The organism is Streptomyces sp. H27-C3 (assembly GCF_030063415.1).
Lineage (GTDB): Bacteria > Actinomycetota > Actinomycetes > Streptomycetales > Streptomycetaceae > Streptomyces.
The window spans coordinates 11,784-30,691 of sequence record NZ_JASITA010000061.1 but is presented as its reverse complement, the minus strand read 5'-3'; the positions used below and the strand labels follow the sequence as shown (position 1 = coordinate 30,691).

22 protein-coding genes are annotated in these 18,908 nt (G+C 71.5%); 7 read left to right on the top strand and 15 right to left on the bottom strand.

Annotated features, from left to right (window positions below):
- The 3 genes from QMK30_RS35720 to QMK30_RS35710 all read right to left on the bottom strand — a co-directional run.
- Window positions 1–1,055 (bottom strand): aminoglycoside phosphotransferase family protein (locus tag QMK30_RS35720; RefSeq protein WP_283522511.1); only part of this gene is annotated, 1,055 nt, incomplete at its 3' end.
- Between the two features lie 124 nt (window positions 1,056–1,179).
- On the bottom strand, window positions 1,180–2,139 hold the full coding sequence (locus tag QMK30_RS35715; RefSeq protein WP_283522510.1) for an asparaginase: 960 nt from the start codon (window positions 2,137–2,139) through the stop codon (window positions 1,180–1,182).
- 60 nt (window positions 2,140–2,199) lie between these two features.
- The gene (locus QMK30_RS35710; protein ID WP_283522509.1) at window positions 2,200–2,814 is read right to left on the bottom strand and encodes an RsiG family protein; all 615 of its coding nucleotides are present in this window, start codon (window positions 2,812–2,814) and stop codon (window positions 2,200–2,202) included.
- Between the two features lie 115 nt (window positions 2,815–2,929).
- Between QMK30_RS35710 and dtd the strand changes: the two genes are divergently transcribed.
- Entirely contained in the window at window positions 2,930–3,355 is a 426-nt protein-coding gene (gene dtd / locus QMK30_RS35705) for a D-aminoacyl-tRNA deacylase (RefSeq protein WP_283522508.1), read from the top strand.
- A gap of 21 nt (window positions 3,356–3,376) precedes the next feature.
- Here dtd and ygfZ read toward each other — a convergent pair whose 3' ends face one another.
- From ygfZ to QMK30_RS35690, 3 genes are all read right to left on the bottom strand, one after another.
- On the bottom strand, window positions 3,377–4,342 hold the full coding sequence (gene ygfZ / locus QMK30_RS35700) for a CAF17-like 4Fe-4S cluster assembly/insertion protein YgfZ (protein WP_283522507.1): 966 nt from the start codon (window positions 4,340–4,342) through the stop codon (window positions 3,377–3,379).
- A gap of 10 nt (window positions 4,343–4,352) precedes the next feature.
- Entirely contained in the window at window positions 4,353–4,802 is a 450-nt protein-coding gene (locus QMK30_RS35695; RefSeq protein WP_283522506.1) for a Fur family transcriptional regulator, read from the bottom strand.
- 62 nt (window positions 4,803–4,864) lie between these two features.
- The gene (locus tag QMK30_RS35690; RefSeq protein ID WP_283522505.1) at window positions 4,865–5,428 is read right to left on the bottom strand and encodes a heme-binding beta-barrel domain-containing protein; all 564 of its coding nucleotides are present in this window, start codon (window positions 5,426–5,428) and stop codon (window positions 4,865–4,867) included.
- 259 nt (window positions 5,429–5,687) lie between these two features.
- Here QMK30_RS35690 and QMK30_RS35685 point away from each other — a divergent pair, with 259 nt between their 5' ends.
- A complete protein-coding gene (locus QMK30_RS35685; RefSeq protein ID WP_283522504.1) occupies window positions 5,688–6,050 on the top strand; it encodes a DsrE family protein in 363 nt (120 codons plus the stop codon).
- Window positions 6,051–6,096: 46 nt separating this feature from the next.
- On the opposite strand, the gene QMK30_RS35680 is transcribed toward QMK30_RS35685, so the two are convergent.
- Both QMK30_RS35680 and QMK30_RS35675 read right to left on the bottom strand, forming a co-directional pair.
- A complete protein-coding gene (locus QMK30_RS35680) occupies window positions 6,097–7,755 on the bottom strand; it encodes a penicillin-binding transpeptidase domain-containing protein (protein WP_283522503.1) in 1,659 nt (552 codons plus the stop codon).
- A 68-nt stretch (window positions 7,756–7,823) separates the two neighbouring features.
- Window positions 7,824–8,789 (bottom strand): CE1 family esterase, encoded by a 966-nt coding sequence (locus tag QMK30_RS35675; protein WP_283522502.1) that lies wholly within the window; start codon window positions 8,787–8,789, stop codon window positions 7,824–7,826.
- Window positions 8,790–8,874: 85 nt separating this feature from the next.
- On the opposite strand from QMK30_RS35675, the gene QMK30_RS35670 reads away from it, so the two are divergent.
- Together QMK30_RS35670 and QMK30_RS35665 are read left to right on the top strand one after the other, a co-directional pair.
- On the top strand, window positions 8,875–9,843 hold the full coding sequence (locus QMK30_RS35670; RefSeq protein WP_283522501.1) for a LysR family transcriptional regulator: 969 nt from the start codon (window positions 8,875–8,877) through the stop codon (window positions 9,841–9,843).
- Window positions 9,840–10,715 carry a serine hydrolase gene (locus QMK30_RS35665; protein WP_283522500.1) on the top strand — a complete coding sequence of 292 codons (876 nt, stop codon included), beginning with the start codon at window positions 9,840–9,842 and terminating at the stop codon, window positions 10,713–10,715. The genes QMK30_RS35670 and QMK30_RS35665 overlap by 4 nt, the downstream gene beginning before the upstream one ends.
- A 117-nt stretch (window positions 10,716–10,832) precedes the next feature.
- Here QMK30_RS35665 and QMK30_RS35660 read toward each other — a convergent pair whose 3' ends face one another.
- The 7 genes from QMK30_RS35660 to QMK30_RS35635 all read right to left on the bottom strand — a co-directional run bounded on the left by QMK30_RS35660 (window position 10,833) and on the right by QMK30_RS35635 (window position 15,101).
- Entirely contained in the window at window positions 10,833–11,096 is a 264-nt protein-coding gene (locus tag QMK30_RS35660) for a DUF3099 domain-containing protein (RefSeq protein ID WP_283522499.1), read from the bottom strand.
- 140 nt (window positions 11,097–11,236) lie between these two features.
- Window positions 11,237–11,524 carry a DUF1416 domain-containing protein gene (locus QMK30_RS35655; RefSeq protein ID WP_283522498.1) on the bottom strand — a complete coding sequence of 96 codons (288 nt, stop codon included), beginning with the start codon at window positions 11,522–11,524 and terminating at the stop codon, window positions 11,237–11,239.
- Between the two features lie 56 nt (window positions 11,525–11,580).
- Window positions 11,581–12,420, bottom strand: coding sequence for a sulfurtransferase (locus QMK30_RS35650; protein WP_283522497.1), 840 nt, complete (start codon window positions 12,418–12,420; stop codon window positions 11,581–11,583).
- 160 nt (window positions 12,421–12,580) lie between these two features.
- Entirely contained in the window at window positions 12,581–12,664 is an 84-nt protein-coding gene (locus tag QMK30_RS38995) for a putative leader peptide (protein ID WP_434600435.1), read from the bottom strand.
- 190 nt (window positions 12,665–12,854) lie between these two features.
- Complete coding sequence (locus QMK30_RS35645) at window positions 12,855–13,553, bottom strand: LmeA family phospholipid-binding protein (protein WP_283522496.1); 699 nt, start codon at window positions 13,551–13,553, stop codon at window positions 12,855–12,857.
- A 95-nt stretch (window positions 13,554–13,648) separates the two neighbouring features.
- Window positions 13,649–14,836, bottom strand: coding sequence for a hypothetical protein (locus QMK30_RS35640; RefSeq protein ID WP_283522495.1), 1,188 nt, complete (start codon window positions 14,834–14,836; stop codon window positions 13,649–13,651).
- Between the two features lie 10 nt (window positions 14,837–14,846).
- Window positions 14,847–15,101 (bottom strand): MoaD/ThiS family protein, encoded by a 255-nt coding sequence (locus QMK30_RS35635; RefSeq protein WP_283522494.1) that lies wholly within the window; start codon window positions 15,099–15,101, stop codon window positions 14,847–14,849.
- Window positions 15,102–15,614: 513 nt separating this feature from the next.
- Between QMK30_RS35635 and QMK30_RS35630 the strand changes: the two genes are divergently transcribed.
- The 3 genes from QMK30_RS35630 to QMK30_RS35620 all read left to right on the top strand — a co-directional run bounded on the left by QMK30_RS35630 (window position 15,615) and on the right by QMK30_RS35620 (window position 18,773).
- Window positions 15,615–16,415: a response regulator transcription factor gene (locus QMK30_RS35630; RefSeq protein ID WP_283522493.1), complete on the top strand. Its 801-nt coding sequence runs from the start codon at window positions 15,615–15,617 to the stop codon at window positions 16,413–16,415.
- Between the two features lie 125 nt (window positions 16,416–16,540).
- Window positions 16,541–17,569: a LacI family DNA-binding transcriptional regulator gene (locus QMK30_RS35625; RefSeq protein ID WP_283522492.1), complete on the top strand. Its 1,029-nt coding sequence runs from the start codon at window positions 16,541–16,543 to the stop codon at window positions 17,567–17,569.
- 91 nt (window positions 17,570–17,660) lie between these two features.
- On the top strand, window positions 17,661–18,773 hold the full coding sequence (locus tag QMK30_RS35620; protein ID WP_283522491.1) for a S1C family serine protease: 1,113 nt from the start codon (window positions 17,661–17,663) through the stop codon (window positions 18,771–18,773).
- Window positions 18,774–18,908: the final 135 nt, after the last annotated feature.

Sequence of the window (18,908 nt, the reverse complement as noted above, 5' to 3'; positions counted from 1 at the left end):
GTCCACAGGGCGCCCTCCGGGGCTCCCCCATGTCCCTGCCACGGCTCCACGTGGTCGCCCAGCAGCAGCGCCAGCGCGAGGTAGGGGTTCCTCATCCGGTCGCCGCGGAGCCCGAGCGACCCCGTCGCCGCCTGCAGTGTCATCGAGTACGAGGCCACCGCCCTGCGCACATTCGGCGCCTCCAGGCTCTCCCCGGTGAGCAGGCGGTCGAGGTCCACATAGGCGGAGCGTACCGATTCGATCCACCGGTAGGTGTCAGCGTCGCGCTCGAAATCCTTCACGTAGTCGGCGCCGCGCCTGCCCACCTCACGCCCCCAGCGTTCGAGCATGCGCCGCCGGATCTCGGGCCGGTGCGGGGTCAGGTGCAGATGGCGCACCAGGTCGTACAGCGGGTCGCCCACCATCGCCATCTCCCAGTCGATGATGATCAGTTCACCGGCGCCCGCGCCCCGCACCAGGTTCCACGGGTTCAGATCCCCGTGCAGCAGGACCGGGGTGCGGTCGGTGACGGTGTGCCGCGCCAGGACCTCCTTGAGCCGTTGCGCGCCGGGCAGCCCCAGGACCCTGGCCAGTTGCAGCGATTCCTTCGGCAGGCTCCCGACCATCTCCACCAGGCGGTCGCTCAGCCATGGGTAGAACCCGCTGTGGCCCATCGTCGGATCGAGCGCCGCCGCGTCCAGGTCGACGAGCGCGCCGAGCTGATCGACGAGATCGTCCGCCTCCAGTGGCAGCAGCCCGTGCACCGGGTGGGTCGGGGGCCGCAGCCCACCCGCGGGGCCTTCGCAGGGGTGCACCGCGAACCCGTCGGACAGTGCGCTGACCCCCATCGCGAGGACCCTCGGCGCCCGCACCGCGCCGCCCAGACCCTCCACGGCCCGCAGGACAACATGCTCGTCGAGGAAGCACGGCTCCCTGCGGTTTCCCCCGCTGAGCTTGCGGCGCACCACGACCGTCGAACGGTCCTTGCCCACCTGCGCCACGGTCTTGAGGTGGCCCGTCCTCTTGAAGACCCGCTCGGCCGGTGCGGCGCCCTCCGCGGCCAGCGCCTCGGCCACCGCGCGGTCGGGGAGCCGGCCACCGGCCGACAGCTCGCCGTCCAGCGTCCGGAACCTGACGGGCCCTCCGCTCCCCCACGGCGCTCCGCTCCCCCCACGGCCCCCCGCTCGCCCTCCGGGCCGGTCAGAACACCGCGCGTATCTCCCCGACCTCGGCGGCGCCGCCGAGCAGCGGAGCGAACCCGATCCGGTCCACCACGGGCCCCTCCACGCCCAACTGGCGCAGCACCCGGGCCAGCACCGGGCCGAGCGCCCTGGCGGCGCCGTCGTCGATCTTGAAGGCGAGAGCGCGGCCGTCCGGCAGAGCCACCGCTTGGACCGCCTCGGCGCCCATCTTCGACAGCGCGCCGGGCACCTCGCGCATCAGCCAGGTGTCGGGTCGGCGGGTGCCCGCGACGTACTCGGGGTGGGCACGCATGGCGTCCGCGACGCGGCGCTCCGCCGTGCCGGACTCGGCGAGGACGAAGTGACGGAAGGCGCGGGCGAGGCCGGTGAGGCTGATCGCCATCAGAGGGGCGCCACAGCCGTCCGTGCCGACCACCGGGACACTCTCGCCGCTCGCCTCCTCCACCACGGTCAGGACGAGCTGCTGGAGGGGGTGGGAGGGGTCCAGGTAGGACTGCCGGTCCCAGCCGTTGAGGTCGCAGACGGCCAGCATCGCGGCGTGCTTGCCCGAGCAGTTCATGGTGATGCGCTCACGCACCCCGCCGGCGGCGAGATAGGCCTCCGCCTCCACCGGGTCGAGCGGCAGGTCCGGCGGGGTCTGCAGGTCCGTCTCCGCGAGCCCGGCCTCCGCGAGCATCTTGCGTACGAGATCGAGGTGGAAGCGCTCCCCCGAATGGCTCGCGGACGCCAGCGCCAGCCGCTGCCCCGACAGGTCGAGCCCGGCCCGCAGCACCGCCGCGGCCTGCATCGGCTTATTGCTGGAGCGCGGGAAGACCGGGGCGGACGGGTCGCCGACCGCGGTGTCCACACTGCCGTCCGCCGCCAGCACGACGAGCGATCCCCGGTGGTGGCCCTCGACGAAACCGGAACGTATGACTTCGGCGAGGACCGGGGATATGGCGGTGGTGCTGGAGGACATCGTCGGCCTTCCGGAGATCCGAGGGGGACGAGCCGCCTCCCCCGGGACCGGGTCGCGGCCTCAGGTCAGCAGATCGTCCACTTGAGCTTCGCCATCACGGTACCTGCGGGCGATCTCCGCGCTGCAATCGTCGGCCGTCCGCTGAAGGCGGTGCCGACGGCTGGAGACCCGCTGCTCGTAGCGGACCAGGCGTCCCATCGCCGCGTGCAGCTCTTCGTCCGTCCGGGCGTCGAGGTCGGAAAGTTCGACCTCGGCGAGCATCTCGGCGGCCAGCAGCCGGTACTCCTCGCTGTGCGGCATGGACAGCGTGACGTGCCGGGCGGAGGACCGGTGCATCGACGGGGCGTCCGCGAGGATCTCGGAGAGCCGGTCGACGACCGGCGAGTCCGGGCCCGTACGCCGGGACAGCTCGGCCCGCAGAATGTCGATCCGCCCGTGCAGCAGCCGCCGTACGTAGCTGAGGTCCGCCTCGTCACGCTGCGAATCGCGGCGCAGCGCGCGCAGCGCCGGCAGCCGGAGCACGGGCAGATCCTGCGGATGGCGTTCCGCGACGGCACCGGCCGCGCTGCCGTCGGCCCGCTGGGCGGGTGGTCGTGCGGAGACAGCGGGAGAGACCGGGTGAATCAGCGGCATATGTGCGGGGCCGGGCGGTTGCCCGGCGCCTGGTGTGCTCATGGATTTCCGTCCCCTCGGACCGGTGCGGCGCGCACCGCCTGCGAGCATCGTGCCACTCATGGCCACGCCTACGCAGGCTCTCTGTCCCCGTTCGGCCCCCGATAGGTTGGTCCGCATGCGTGCGGTGGTGCAGAGAGTCGACGGCGCGAGCGTCGTCGTGGCGGGCGAAACAATCGGCGAGATCGTCGGCGAAGGACTGTGTGTGCTGGTGGGAGTGACCCATGAGGACACAACGGACAAGGCGGCACAGCTCGCCCGTAAGCTGTGGTCGGTTCGCATCCTTGCGGGCGAGAAGTCCTGCTCCGACGTGAATGCGCCACTTTTGGTCATTTCACAGTTCACTCTCTACGGGGACGCCCGCAAGGGTCGCCGCCCCACCTGGAACGCCGCGGCGCCCGGCGAAGTGGCCGAACCGCTGGTCGACGAGGTGGTCACACAGCTGCGGGCGCTGGGCGCGCACGTGGAGACGGGCCGGTTCGGAGCGGACATGCGTGTCTCGCTCACGAACGACGGCCCGTTCACGGTGTTCCTGGAGGTCTGACGCCCACCCCTCCGCACACCTCTACGGCTCTACGACGACTTCCTGGGCGGCGGCGGTCGTCCCGACCATCAGCTCCGCGTCCAGCGGCACATTGCGCTTGATCAGCGCCAGCGCGATCGGGCCCAGCTCGTGGTGGCGGGCCGAGGTGGTGACGAAGCCGAGCTGGCGGCCCTCCTCGCCGTCCGAGGCGAGCCGCACCGGAGTCCCGTGGCCCGGCAGCAGGACCTCGCTGCCGTCGAGGTGCAGGAAGACCAGGCGGCGCGGCGGCTTCCCCAGGTTCTGGACGCGGGCGACCGTCTCCTGGCCGCGGTAGCAGCCCTTCTGAAGGTGCACGGCGCTGCCGATCCAGCCCAGCTCGTGCGGGATGGTGCGGTGGTCGGTCTCGAAGCCGAGGCGGGGCCGGTGGGCCTCGACGCGCAGGGCCTCGTAACCGAGCATGCCGACCGCCGGGCCGTGCGCGGCGGCGTACGACTCCAGGTCGGCGCGCGGCAGGAACAGGTCGCGGCCCTGCGGTGTCTCGCGCACGGCCACCCCGTCCGGCACCTCGGCGATCGAGCCGGCCGGGAGGTACACGACGGCGAAGTCCTCGGTGCGGTCGGCGGCCTCGACGCGGTAGAAGAACTTCATCGACTCCAGGTACGCGAGCAGGTCGCCCTGCGTCCCGGGCTCGACGTGGATCCAGGTCGTCGTGCCGTCGTCGACGAGGTAGAGCGCGTGCTCGACGTGACCGTTCGCGGTGAGGACCAGCGCCTCGGTGGCCCGGCCCGCCGGAAGTTCGCTGACGTGCTGGGTGATCAGCAGGTGCAGCCAGCTCAGCCGGTCGTCGCCGGTGACCATGATGACACCGCGGTGCGAGAGATCGACGAAGCCGGAGCCGTCGGCGAGGGCGCGCTGCTCACGGAAAAGGTCGCCGTAGTGGGCGGCGACACCTTCGTCACGCCCTTCGGCGGGGACGGCGCCGGGCAGGGACAGCAGAGGGCTCTTCATGTCCGCAAGCCTACGACTTGGCGGGTGATCCTACGGAGGTCGCCTCCGCGGTGCACTTCTCGCAGCTGCCGAAGATGGCGAAATGCTTCATGTCCGTGGTGAAACCGAAGGTCTCGCGCAGCTTCGCGGTGAACTCCGCGGCGATCTCGACATCGGCCTCGATCACGCTCGTACAGTCGCGGCAGACCAGGTGGATGTGGTGATGGCGGTCCGCCAGGTGGTAGGTGGGGGCGCCGTGCCCCAGATGCGCGTGACTGACCAGATCCAGCTCCTCCAGGAGCTCCAGGGTCCGGTACACGGTGGAGATGTTGACCCCGGACGCCGTTCGGCGCACCTCGACGAGGATGTCGTCGGGTGTCGCGTGCTCCAGGGCGTCGACGGCTTCGAGGACGAGCTGGCGCTGGGGCGTCAGCCGGTAGCCGCGCTGCCGCAGGTCGCTTTTCCAGTCGATGCTCACCACACGCCCAGTGTAGGCAGTACGGCAAGCACCTGACCGTACGTTCGTCCGCCGCTCGCTCGTGCCTACTTGAAGAACGCGATGCCGTCGTCGGGAAGGTCCTTGAGGTCCTTCGCCCACTCGCTCGGATCGACGACCTTCTTCAGGTGCGCCGACATGTACGGCCGGAGCTCGACGTCGGGGGTGGCCTTCTCGCCGACCCACATCAGGTCGCTCTTCACATAGCCGTAGAGGCGCTTGCCACCGGTGTACGGGCCGGAGGCCGCGGTCCGGGCCACGGCGTCGGTGACCAGGTCGATCTGCGGCTTCTGGGCGGCCAGCTCGCCGTACCAGATCTCGACGATGCCCTGGTCACGGATCATGACGACCTCGACCTTGCGGTCCTTGTCGACACGCCAGTAGCCGGACTCGCTCTCCAGGGGCCTGACCTTCTTGCCCTCGTTGTCGAGCACCCAGGTGTGCGAGACGTACTCCAGGAAGTCCCGGCCGTCGTGGGTGAAGGTCGCTTCCTGGCCGAAGTTGCACTTCTCGGCACCGGGGAAGTCGGCGACGCCCGCGCCCTCCCAGTTTCCGAGGAGGAAGAAGAGGGGGACAAGGTCCGGGTGAAGGTCGGACGGGATCTCGATCATGAGCTGCTCAGGCGATCTGTGAGGAGGCGGGGTGGGCCGGGCTGGGTCAGCGCTGGCCCTGGTAGAGCTTCTTCACGGCCAGGCCGGTGAAGGCCAGAACACCGACGCAGACCAGCACCAGCAGGGCTTCGAAGAAAATCGTCAGCACGGGGTTGCTCCTTGCACGAGCGGTGGGCATTACGGGGCCGGGCACCAGCTTAGTCGGCCCACGCCCGGCGCTCTCTGTGAGGTCACCCGGGCCGCGGATTACAGTTCGGGCATGACGAAGAAGCTCGTGATCAAGGTGACCGCCGGGGCCGATGCCCCGGAGCGCTGCTCGCAGGCCTTCACGGTGGCGGCGGTCGCCGTGGCCAGCGGGGTGGAGGTCTCGCTCTGGCTGACCGGGGAGTCGGCGTGGTTCGCGCTGCCCGGACGGGCGGCGGAGTTCGAACTGCCGCACGCGGCGCCGCTGCCCGGGCTGATCGATGCGATCGTGGGCGCGGGGCTGATCACCCTGTGCACGCAGTGCGCGGCCCGGCGGGACATCAGCGAGAAGGACGTGATCGAGGGCGTGCGGATCGCGGGGGCGCAGGTCTTCGTCAGCGAGATCATGGCGGACGGCGTACAGGCGCTCGTCTACTGAGTCACCGCCCTCCCCCATTCGGGCTCTGGCGGCGAGCTCGGTGGTGTCACGACGGGTCGCCCGGGACCTCGGCGAGCATGTCGTGGACGACGGGCAGCGCGGACGAGCCGCCGGTGATCCCGCCCTCGACGACGCAGGCGACGACGACATTGCCGCGGTGCGCGACCAGCCAGCCGTTGTTGGGTGCCTCTTCGGAGACCTCGGCGGTGCCGGTCTTGGCGCCGACGTCGCCGGGCAGATCCGCCAGCCCCCGGGCCGTGCCCGAGGTCACGGTGGCGCGCATCATCGTGCGCAGCTGGGTGACCACGTTCCGGGGGAGCGCGGTGGTGGTCGTCGTGTCCTTGGTCCCGCCGGTGATCGTGGGCTGGTGGAACGTTCCGGAGACGGCGGTCGCGGTGACGGACGCCATGGTCAGCGGATTGCCCAGCACCCGGCCCTGCCCGATCATCGACGCGGCCTTCTCGGTCTCGTCCCGGGGCACCGGAACCGACCCGTCGAATGACGGGATGCCGACGTGCCACCGCTGGCCCATGCCGAAGTACTTGCCTGCGACCTCCCCCATCTCCTGCTCGCCGAGCTTGCCGCGCAGGCTGATGAACGCGGTGTTGCACGACTCGGTGAAGTCCTTGAGGAAGGTGGCACCGCGGTGTTCGGAGGTCTCGACATTGTGGAACTGCTTGCCCACGGTGAGGTACTTGGGACAGTCCACGACGTCCTCGGGCGCGACGGCGCCGTTGAGCAGCAGCGCGCCCGTGGTGACGATCTTCCAGGTGGAGCCGGGCGCGTAGGTGCCGGAGACCGCGCGGTTGAAGCCGGCTGACGGGGAGTTCGCCAGGGCCAGGATCCGGCCGTTGTCGACCCGCAGGGCGACCACCGCGGCGTCCTTGCCGTCGGCCCTGGCTGCGAGGGCCTTCTCGGCGGCGGCCTGCCAGCCGGAGTCGATGGTGGTGCGTACGGGCCCCTCGGCCGGGCGGGCGGGCTTCTTGCCGAACGTGGCTTCGGTGCCGCTGACCTCGCCGGTGTCCCGGTCGACCCGTTGGACCGCCCCGCGCGGACCGCCCCCCGCGTCCCCGGCGAGCCGAGTGAGGACAGGACCCAGGGAGGGGGTCTCGGCGCCCGAGAGCGGAGCGCCCTCGCGGTCGGTGACCTCACGGCCTTCGGCGGCCTCCTCGCGCTCCAGGCGGAACTTCTCGGTGCTGCTCAGCTTCGGGTGGACCAGGGACAGGACCCAGTCCACCTTCCAGGTGCCGTCGTCCTGCTTGCGCAGCGGCAGCTTCGATGCGTAGGTCCAGGTGCCCAGGCCCTCGACGGGCATCCTCGCGGTGAAGGGGACCGTGACGACGCCGTCCTCGGCCACCGTGGCCGCCGCCGCGGTCAGGGCCGGTTTGCCGATGTCGAGCCCGGCGGTGAAATTGCGCAGCACCTCCTCCGCCCGGTCGGGGTTGGTCGTACGCGCCCCCGCCCCCGGCATCCGGCCACCGGCCCAGTCCGCCAGGAACGCGCGGGCCTGAGCCGTGGCCGCGGGGTCGGGAGCCGCTGCCGCGTCGGCGAAGGGGCCGAGCCCGGCGGCGTACGCACCGCCTGCCGCGAGGCCCAGGACGACGGCCACCGCCGCGGCCGACCGGGCCGCTCCGCGGGGCTTGCGGCGCGTGGTGGTGGCGTATCCGGGTGTGGAATATCCGCCTGTGGATCCGGCGTCGGACATGGGAGCCCCCCTGTGTTCGCTGCGTTCGTAATCACTGCGTTCGTGTGCGCTGCGTTCGTGTGCGCCCGTCACTGCTGGGCCGCGAAAAAGTCGACGACGGTGCCGGCCGCGTTCAGAGCCGTGCTGGTACGGCCGAATCCCTTGGGCGGGGTGATCGACGAGCCGGGCCAGGTGTGGCCCGCGTCGTCCATGACGAGGAGCTGAACGGTGGCGCCGGCGGGCCCGGCGCCCCACACGGTGCGGTCGTAGCCCGCTTCGGCCTTCGTCACTGGACCGCGCGCCCCGCCCGCTGCCGCGAACGCCGCGGCGCTGTCGCGGGCCGACATGGTCGGCGTGATCGGCTCCTCCCCGGCGGGCGCCGGGCCGGGCCGGAGCAGACCCCCGAGGGGGCGTACGGGATCCTTCTCCCCGTAAATGATCAGCACCGGCACCGCTCCGGTCGGCCTGACCACCGCGCGACCGGCGGGCAGTTGGCCGGAGACTGCGGCGGCTCCCGCGACCGGGCCGGGCCGCTGGGCCGCCACCCGCAACGCCATCGCGCCCCCGTTGGAGAACCCGGCGGCATACACCCGCTCGGGGTCCGCCCGCCCGGTCCGCACCAGCTCGCCGACCAGCGCCTCGGCGAAGCGCACATCGGCGTCCGGGTCCGGGCGTTCCTTCGTGACCGCGCTGCCCGCGCCCCACGCGTCGCGCAGCCCCTCGGGGTACGCGACGAGCATGCCGCGCGCCCCGGCGGCCTTCTCCAGGCGGCTGGCCCCGCGCAGTTCCTCGGCGCCCGAGCCGCGGCCGTGGAAGGCGATGACGAGCGGCCTGGGTCCGGCGCCCCCGGCGGGGCGGTGCAGCAGGTACTCCCGGGTGCCGCCGTCCGGCGAGCCGCCGGGCGAAGCAGAAACCGATGCCGAAGCCCGTGGGGTGGGCGGTTCGGCCGCTCCGGTGCAGCCGACCGGGCCGGCGGCGAGAAGGACACCGAGCAGCAGGGCGCCGTAGCGCGAGCGCGTGGTGCGCCTGTGAGGCGAGGAGGGAAGCAAGGTCATGCCCAGAGAAGAACAGGGCCCTCAGCCGGGTGTCCAAGTCCGATATCGTTCTCGGATTAATCAATCCGCGATATCGTTGCTGGCTGTGGACCTGATGCGGCACTTGGAGTGCTTTGTGGCTGTTGCAGAAGAGTCACACTTCGGCCGCGCCGCACAGCGCCTCGGCATGGCCCAGCCACCCCTGTCGCAGCGCATCCAGCGCCTGGAGCGCGAGCTGGGGGTGCGGCTTTTCGAGCGCACCAGCCGACAGGTGACGATCACCAAGGCCGGCACGCTGCTCCTGGACGAGGCCCGTGAGCTGCTGGTCCGCTCGGAGGCCCTGATGGCCGCCGCCCGCCGCATCCGGGACGGCGATGTCGGGCTGCTGCGCGCCGCCCTCCCGCCGGACATCGCGGGCGAGAGCGTCGCCGCGATCCTGGCGGACTTCCGGCAGCGCCATGCCGGAGTGGAGCTGGAGCTGCGTGAGCTGTCCACCGCGCAGCAGCTCGCCCAGTTCGCCTCGCACGACCTGGACGTCGGGCTCATCCACCACCCGTGCGACGTGTCCGGGCTTGAACTGGGTCCCGTCCTGCGCCGCGAGGTGGGCGTCCTGCTGCCGCGCGAAGCCCCGGCGGCGGCGCTCGACGAGGTGCCGCTCGCCGCCCTCGGCGGATACGACCTGATCCTCTTCCATCGCGTCGGCGCCCCGGCGCTGCACGACGACGTACTGACCACCTGCGCCCGCAACGGCTACACCCCCGGCGCCGTCCGGCAGGGCCAGGGCGCGAGCTTCATCCGCGGCCTGATCCTCTCGGCGAACGCCGTCGCGTTCAGCCCCAGGGACGTCCACGCCACGGACACCACCGACCGGGACCCGGACATCGTCTGGCGCCCCCTCGTAGGCGCCCCGCTGGCCTGGCGGCACTCCGTGGCCTGGCCCAAGGGCCGCAGCGACACCGCGGTCGGCGCCTTCGCCGAAGCGGCCACGCGCGCGCTGCGGAGCAGTGACGCGCTGAGCGCCGACCCGCCCGCGCACCCGCTCCATCTGCGCCCGGCGGCGGAGTACTGGCTGTGACCCGTGCCCTCGCCCGCATCCGGGGCGCTTTCGACGGCGCCGGCGTCACCGGCCGGCTGCACGCCGTCGACATCGACTCCGGCGCGGAGATCAGCTTCGGTGGGGACCACCCCGTCGTCACTGCCAGCGTGCACAAGCTCTGCCTGCTCGTCACGCTCCACCAGCACGCGGCCGAGGGGCGCCTGGACCTCACGGAGCAGACGGAATGCGCGCCGGCCGACCGCACGTCCGGCCCGACCGGGCTCGGCGCCATGCTCGACCCCGTCCGGATGTCACTGCGCGACGCCGCCTATCTGATGATGGCGGTGAGCGACAACGGCGCCGCCGACGTCCTGCTGGCGCGCGTCGGCCTGGACGCCGTCAACGACACGACGGCCCGCCTCGGCCTGACCCACACGTACGCCGTGCACACCTTCGGAGAGTTCCTCGCCACGATCAAGGAGGACGCGGGCCCCGGCGGCGCGCAGGCACTGGCCGACCCGTACGTCATCGCCCGGCTGCGGGCCCTCGACCCCGCCCGCACGAACCGCTCCACCCCACGCGACATGACCCGGCTGCTCGGCTCCGTCTGGCGCGACGAGGCCTGCCCGCCCGAGCAGGGAGCCGCGCTGCGCCGCCTGCTCGGCCTCCAGGTGTGGCCCCATCGCATGGCGTCCGGCTTCCCCTTCGACGACATCCACGTCGCGGGCAAGACCGGCAGCCTGCCGACCGTGCGCAACGAAGTGGGCGTCATCGAATACCCGGACGGGGGCCGCTACGCCGTCGCCGTCTTCACCCGCGCCGCCAGCACCGCGGCCAACCTGCCGCGGGCGGACGCGGTCATCGGCACCACAGCGGCCATCGCCGTCGACGCGCTGCGCGGCGGCGCCTAGGAGGTGTCCGGCCGATCCCCGTGGGTGAAAGGAGCGGGGTCTGGTGCGTGGAGCCGCGAGGCGGAGGAGGGAGTCGACGCGGAGACCGGCCGGGCACCCCCAGCCCGCCGGGGGCCGCTACTCCTGCCGGTGCTTCTTGCCGTCCAGCTCGGACCACCAGTCGTCGGACTTCGGGTCGCCGGACGGGTCGTCCCACCACCGGTCGTCGGGTCCCCGGCGGTTCGCGAACATCGCCGCGACCGGCGGGATCACCATGGCGACGACGCACATCCCGACGGCCACCGGCATGGACCACAGACGCACGAAGGACCAGGCGGAGACGAACAGGACGATGCATCCGCCCATGAGCAGGAAATAGCCGCGACGGCGCCGCGCGTACATACCTCCAGCGTACGACCACCCGGTCCGAACGGCCCCGGGCAGACCGATGAACCGGCTCCGGACAGACCGATGGGCCGCACCCCGTCGCAGTGGCGTCCAACCCCCTGGGGTGCGGCCCTACGGCCGGTCAAGAAGCGGGCTCAGACCGCGATCGCGACCTCGGAGAGCCCACCGGTCTGCGCGACGACCGTGCGGTCGGCCGTGCCGCCAGGGACCAGGGCGCGCAGCGTCCAGGTGCCCTCGGCGGCGTAGAAGCGGAACTGTCCGGTCGCCGAGGTCGGGACCTCCGCGGTGAACTCGCCGGTCGAGTCCAGCAGGCGCACATAACCGGTGACGGGCTCACCGTCGCGGGTCACGTTGCCCTGGATCGTCGTCTCACCGGGCTTGATCGTCGAAGCGTCGGGGCCACCGGCCTGTGCTCCACACATGTTGAACCGTCCTTCAAGTCGTCTGATCGCAGGCAGCAGTTGAGTCGGCGGCCTGGTTACTTGTTGGCGCCGAGCTCGATCGGCACGCCCACCAGCGAGCCGTACTCGGTCCACGAACCGTCGTAGTTCTTGACGTTCTTCTGGCCGAGCAGCTCGTACAGCACGAACCAGGTGAGCGCCGAGCGCTCACCGATGCGGCAGTACGCGATGGTGTCCTTCGCCAGATCGACCTGCTCGTCCTCGTAGAGCGCCTTGAGCTCTTCGTCCGACTTGAAGGTGCCGTCGTCGTTGGCGTTCTTCGACCACGGGATGTTGCGGGCGCTCGGCACGTGGCCGGGGCGCTGCGACTGCTCCTGCGGCAGGTGCGCGGGGGCGAGCAGCTTGCCGCTGAACTCGTCGGGCGAGCGCACGTCGACCAGGTTCTGGTTGCCGATCGCCGCGGCCACGTCGTCGCGGAAGGCGCGGATCGACTTGTCCTGGGGCTGGGCCTTGTACGAGGTGGCGGTGCGCTCGGGCACGGTGTCCACCAGGTCGCGGGAGTCGAGCTCCCACTTCTTGCGGCCGCCGTCGAGGAGACGGACGTCGCTGTGGCCGTAGAGCTTGAAGTACCAGAAGGCGTACGAGGCGAACCAGTTGTTGTTGCCGCCGTAGAGAACGACCGTCGTGTCGTTCCCGATGCCCTTCTCCGACAGGAGCCTCTCGAAGCCGGCCTGGTCGATGAAGTCGCGGCGCACCGGGTCCTGGAGGTCCTTGGTCCAGTCGATCCGGATGGCGTTGCGGATGTGGTTCTTCTCGTACGCGGAGGTGTCTTCGTCGACCTCGACGACGGCCACCTTCGGGTCCTCGATGTGGGCCTCGACCCAGTCTGCGTCTACCAGGACGTCACTGCGGCTCATGCTGTTCTCCTCCGGGGCAGGATGCGGGGGTTATCGCGAGGGGGGTGTGCCGGCCGCTGTGGATGCGCGGGCGGTACCGGCGTACGGCGGCACGGGGTGGCCCTGACTTCGGCTGCGATCGAGTCGGGAAGGGCCGGGCGGAGGCGGGTGCGGAACCCGCTCAGAGAGTTCGACAGAGCATGGCGGAGACGCGGCACAGGTCCACTGCCCGCCGCTTCGTGAGGTCCGCCTGTCGCTCCTGCATGGGACCGATCGTAGGGACGTTACGTCCGGCATGTCACCGGCGTGTCATATGGCGAGACGAGATCGTCCGGATATTGAGATACGGGTTCGACGGAAGTACGGATTGTCACCCCCGCACGCAGGGCGTCCGCCCCTCTCCTGAGGGGCGGACGCCCATGTCTCACCATCCGGCCCCAGGCCGTGCGGGTCGCTCAGCCCGCGAGCTCCACGTCCGTCCCCGTGACGGAGATCTCCGCGCCGCCCTCGCGCGCCTCGATCTTTTCGAGCTTCAGCCCGTCGGGCAGCCCGCCGATCTGCCGGTCGAAGTCGGTCCGCTTGCGGATCATGCCCTCCAGGCCGGGGATGCCCTCGCCCGGAACCTCGTCCGCCCGCACCCGGATCGTGTTGCCCTCGACCATGCTCACCGTGGAGAGCACGCTGCGCGTGACGGTACGGCCGAGGATGCCGATGGAGCCGGTCACCTTCACCTTGCCGTTGCCGCCGTAGGAGACGCGCACCCCCTCCTCGGAGGCCCTGGTCAGATCCGCGTACAAGACGGTGGCCGTGCCGGTGGCGCGGGCCGCCTTCGCGCTGGTGAAGCCGGTGAGGCTGCCCTGCAGCCGCACGTCGTGCAGTTCGGCGGCCAGCTCGCTGACCCGGACCTTGCGGCCTGCCGCGCTCGCCTCGACGTCCTTGAGCGTGACGTCGACCTGGTCGAGCTGCTTGGCCGCGACCTGGGTCAGAAAGGGAAAGCCCTTGATCGAGACTTCGGCTCCCCCGCCGAGCCCCTGCTGGTTCTGAACCCGGTCGGCCACTTCCGACTCGGCCATGTTGACCGCGATGCGGTCCACGGCGACAAAAATGCCGCCGAGGACCACAGCGAAGATCAGCAGTATTCGCAGTGCACGCATTGCTCTGGGTCCCCCACCTGTGTCGCCCGAGTAGTAGTTGATCCGTCGTCAAGCCCCCTGACGACGCGAGCCTACTGCCCGTGATCGGCGCACGATCAGACGATGGCCCGGCCGATCAGATAGACGGCAGGTGCCGCGACGGTCAGCGGCAGGGCCACTCCGGCCGTCATGTGGACGAAGCGGGACGGGTAGTCGTAGCTGGCCACCCGCAGGCCGATCAGCGCGCACACCCCGGCCGCGAGCCCGAGCAGCGCCCCCTTGGAGCCGACGTCCGTCAGCTGCCCGGTCGCGATCCCGGCACCCGCTGCGGCGAGCAGCGACACGATCACCGAGGGAACGGCCCCCAGGGGCACCGCGCGCGCCAGCACCGCCACGGCGACGGCGGCGCCGCCGATGGTCACGGCCTCCGGGGCCGCGGCGAGGTGCCCGGCCGCGACGACGGCGAGCGCGGCCGAGGTGACGGTGGCCGTCAGGCCGTACATCCGCTCGTCGGCGGGCGCCCGGTTGCGCAGCTGGAGCACGAGCGTGAGCAGCACCCAGACGCCGAGCGTGCCGATGATCGCGGCGGGCGCGTGCGCGGCGTCGACGGCCAGCAGCGCGATGTCGGCGGTGATGCCGCCCAGGAAGGCGAGCATGATGCCCTGCCGGGCGGGCCACATGCCGTTGAGCCGGAACCAGCCCCCGGCGGTGACGGCCTGGAGCAGTACGAGCGGCACGACCAGCGCGTACGAGCCGAGCCCGGCGGCGGCGGCCATCAGCAGAGCCAGGGCGGCGGTCAGCGCGGCGGGCTGCATCCCCGGCGCTATCACCGGCGACCTGCCCTCGGCGCGGGCGCGCTGCGCGTCGGTGACGCGGGTATTGCCCAGGGTGGTGGGCGGCTCGTACGGCGCGGGGGCCGGGGGCGGCTCGTACGCGGCCTGCGCGGGCTCGTACGGCTCGGGACCGGGCGTCCGGTGCGGCGGCGGGTACGCGGTGTCGGCGGCGGCCGGAGCGGGCGCCTGCGGCCGGTACTGCTGCCCGTACGCGTCGGGCTGCGCGTAGGGCTGTTGCCGGTCCGGCTGGGGCTGCGGCTGCTGCCGGTCCTGCTGCGCCTGCGGCTGGACCGGCTGGTACTGGGCGTCCCAGGTCTGCCCCTCCCAGGTCTGGGTGTAGGACTCCTGCGCGTAGGGAGGCTGCTGCTGGGCGTACGGGGATTGCCGCTGCCCGTAGGACTGGTCCTGGCGACCGTCGTGCCCCTCGCGACCCTCTTGGCCTTCATACGGGTAAGGCTGCTGGTTGCTCATGGTGTGGTGGTCATCCTCCTGCGAACGGCGGGAGCACCTCGACCGTGCCGCCCTCGGCCAGCCGTACGGTCTCATGACCGCGGGTCCCGACGGGGTCTCCGTCGATGAGGAACGCACACCGCTGGAGTACGCGGGTCAGCTCCCCGGGGTGCCGCTCGCGCACCGCGTCGAGCGCTTCGGCGAGCGTCCCGGCCGCGTACGGCTCCTCCGCGACCCCGGCCGCGGCCTTGGCCGCGGCCCAGTAGCGGATGGTGACGGCTGCCATGGCGGCGCTCCTTTCGTCGAATTACCGCCTCCATGATGACGCCTCCGCCCCTGGCCCCCTACGCCCGAGGGGCGCTCGTGGCGGCGATCTCATTCGTACGCGCCTCCGTGCGCCCCCCGTGCAACCGCGACAGAAGGCCCGCGTGCCACCGGAACCAGACCGCGATCATGGCCGCGACCTGCACAGATGGGTGCTCCTGGGGGTGTGCTTGGTGTCTGCCGCGTGACCAAGGAAACAAATGATCTCCGGAATTGCCCCTCTGGCTCGGAAGCCGGGTGGGCTATTCTGCTGGGCAGAGGACCTGGGCAATGTTGCCCCCGGGTCCTTTTGTGCTTTCTGGCCGTTATGGCGGACGGAAGACATGACAGACGCGACACGACAGGCGGACCTCAGGGCGCGAAGGTCCGTACGTACGAAGCAGTGCCGCATACGTCCTCGCAGGGACCGAGGAGGAACCGACGTAATGGGCGAGCGAACCGTGCATGACAGTCCGAACAAGGCAGGTGGCGGACGATGAGTTCTCTGCTGCTCCTGACCAATGCCCTTCAGCCCTCGACGGAGGTGCTTCCCGCCCTCGGCCTGCTTCTGCACAGTGTGCGGGTGGCTCCCGCCGAGGGCCCGGCCCTCGTCGACACCCCTGGTGCCGACATCATCCTGATCGACGGCCGCCGTGACCTTCCGCAGGTCAGGTCGCTGTGCCAGCTGCTGCGGTCCACCGGCCCCGGCTGTCCGCTGATCCTCGTCGTGACGGAGGGCGGCCTCGCGGCCGTCACCGCCGACTGGGGCATCGACGACGTACTGCTCGACACCGCGGGACCCGCCGAGGTCGAGGCGCGGCTGCGCCTCGCGACGGGCCGCCGGCAGATCGCGTCGGACGACAGCCCGATGGAGATCCGCAACGGCGACCTCTCCATCGACGAGGCGACCTACAGCGCGAAGCTCAAGGGCCGGGTCCTGGACCTGACCTTCAAGGAGTTCGAGCTGATCAAGTACCTGGCGCAGCACCCGGGCCGGGTCTTCACGCGCGCGCAGTTGCTCCAGGAAGTGTGGGGTTACGACTACTTCGGCGGTACGCGCACGGTCGATGTCCATGTGCGGCGGCTGCGGGCGAAGCTCGGGCCCGAGCACGAGGCGCTGATCGGCACCGTACGCAATGTCGGCTACCGCTTCGTGACACCGGAGAAGGCGGACCGGGCCGGTGGGGACCCCCGGGGAAAGGCCGCTCCGCCGGTTTCCCCGGCGTCCCGGCCGGCGGACACGGACCCCCGGGGCGAGGCTCCTGTGGGGTCGGCCCCACGGGCTGTCGAGCGGTAGGCACAAGGCTTGCCCGGCGGTGGCCGTAAGCCTTCAGGCCGGTAGGCGGTGTCGGTCGGATCAGGCCGCGAGCCCGGCCTGATCCAACCGACAGCGCCTGGGTCGCCACGCGTAGACTGCCGCGCGTGGCCAAGGTGACGCGGGACGATGTGGCACGACTTGCGGGGACGTCGACCGCGGTCGTCAGTTACGTCATCAACAACGGACCGCGCCCGGTCGCCCCGGCCACGCGCGAGCGGGTGCTCGTCGCGATCAAGGAGCTGGGGTACCGGCCGGACCGGGTGGCCCAGGCGATGGCGTCGCGGCGTACGGACCTCATAGGAATGATCGTCCCCGACGCCAGGCAGCCCTTCTTCGCCGAGATGGCGCACGCCGTCGAACAGGCCGCCGCCGAGCGCGGAAAAATGGTCCTCGTCGGCAACTCCGACTACCGCGACGAGCGCGAGGTCCACTATCTGCGGGCCTTCCTCGGCATGCGGGTGTCCGGGCTGATCCTGGTCAGCCAGGGCCCCAGCGAGCACGCCGCCGCGGAGATCGAGGCCTGGGACGCGCGGGTGGTGCTGCTGCACGAGCGGCCCGAGGCGATCGACGACGTGGCCGTGGTGACGGACGACGTCGGCGGCGCCCAGCTCGCCACCCGCCACCTGCTGGAGCACGGGTACGCGTACGTGGCGTGCCTGGGCGGCGTGGAGTCCACCCCGGCGGTAGGTGACCCGGTGGCCGACCACGTCGAGGGCTGGCGCCGCGCCATGCAGGAATCCGGGCGCTCCACCGAGGGCCGCCTCTTCCAGGCCCCGTACAACCGCTACGACGCGTACCAGGTGGCCCTCGGGCTGCTCGCGGGCCCCGACAGACCCCCGGCGATCTTCTGCGCCACGGACGACCAGGCGATCGGCGTACTGCGGGCGGCGCGCGAGCTGCGCATCGACGTGCCGGGCGAGCTGGCGGTGGCAGGCTTCGACGACGTCAAGGAGGCCGCGCTGACCGACCCGCCGCTGACGACGGTCTTCTCCGACCGCCCGGCGATGGCGCGGGCGGCGGTGGACCTGGTCCTCGACGACGCGCTGCGGGTGGCGGGATCGCGGCGCGAGCGCCTGAAGCAGTTCCCCTCGGCGCTGGTCGTACGCCGCTCCTGCGGATGCCACGGCGCGTAACGCACCTTTTTATGTCCGGCATACGCGCTTCTGCGCGGCTTCTCACCACGTCCTCAGACGGTTCTCATAAGCGGTGGCCAAGCTCGGAGACATGACCGACAGCCACCGCCGCAGCGGCGAGAACCCGGAGCCCGAGCACCAGCAGCCCTACGGGGACGAGGCCTGGCAGCGGGCCAGGGACGATGCGGAGCGGGACGCGCAGGCGTACTCCGCCGCGTATCCGCCGCCGCCCGCGTACGAACCCGCGCAGCCGGTGGCGGCGGGTGCGGCCGGGGGTGCGGGGACGGCTGCATGGCCCCCGCCCCCGCCCCACCGCAAGCGGGCCAAGCGGCCCGTGGCGATGCTGGCCGCGGTCGCCCTCACCGCCGCCGCGATAGGCGGTGGAACGGGCGCGCTCGTCCAGAACCTGGCGAAGAGCGACCCGGGCGTCGGCACCGGCGTCACCGGCTCCAACGTCGCGCAGAGCAGCAAGGGCACCGTCGCCGGGGTCGCGCAGGCCGTGAGCCCGAGCATCGTCGAGATCAGCGCGACGTCCTCGGCGGGCGACTCCACCGGCTCCGGCGTGATCATCACCGCCGACGGCGAGATCATCACCAACAACCATGTCGTCGCGGGCGCCTCGACCATCAAGGTCAAGCTGAGCGACGGCAAGACGTACACGGCGAAGGTCGTCGGCACCGACGCGGACAAGGACCTCGCGCTCATCAAGCTCGAAGGCGCGAGCGGGCTCAAGACGGCGTCGCTCGGCAGCTCCGACCGGGTGAAGGTCGGCGACGAGGTGGTGGCGATCGGTTCGCCCGAGGGCCTGACGGGGACCGTGACCAGCGGAATCGTCTCCGCGCTCGACCGGGACGTCACGGTGGCGAAGGACCAGGACCAGGGTCAGGGGCAGCCGGACCAGCAGGGCCGGGGCGGTCAGGGCGACGGGAGCGGCCAGTGGCCGTTCGAGTTCGGCGGGAAGCAGTTCAACGGGGAAACAGGGTCGTCCAAGACGACGTACAAGGCCCTCCAGACGGACGCGTCCCTCAACCCCGGCAACTCCGGCGGCGCGCTCATCAACATGAACGGCGAGATCATCGGCATCAACTCCGCGATGTACGCACCGAGCGGGGCCACGGGCTCCACCTCGGGCAGCGTCGGCCTCGGCTTCGCCATCCCGATAGACACGGTCAAGGCGGACCTGGCGAAGCTGCGGGCGGCCTGAAATATCCAGCCCGTCCGGCGCTTCAGGACACGCCCTCAGGGGGTCCGGGGGCTTGCCCCCGTCACGCGGCGGCAGCCGCACCATGTCACAGCGGGAAGGGGCGGGTCGGGGAACAGCCCGCCGCAGGCGCCACCG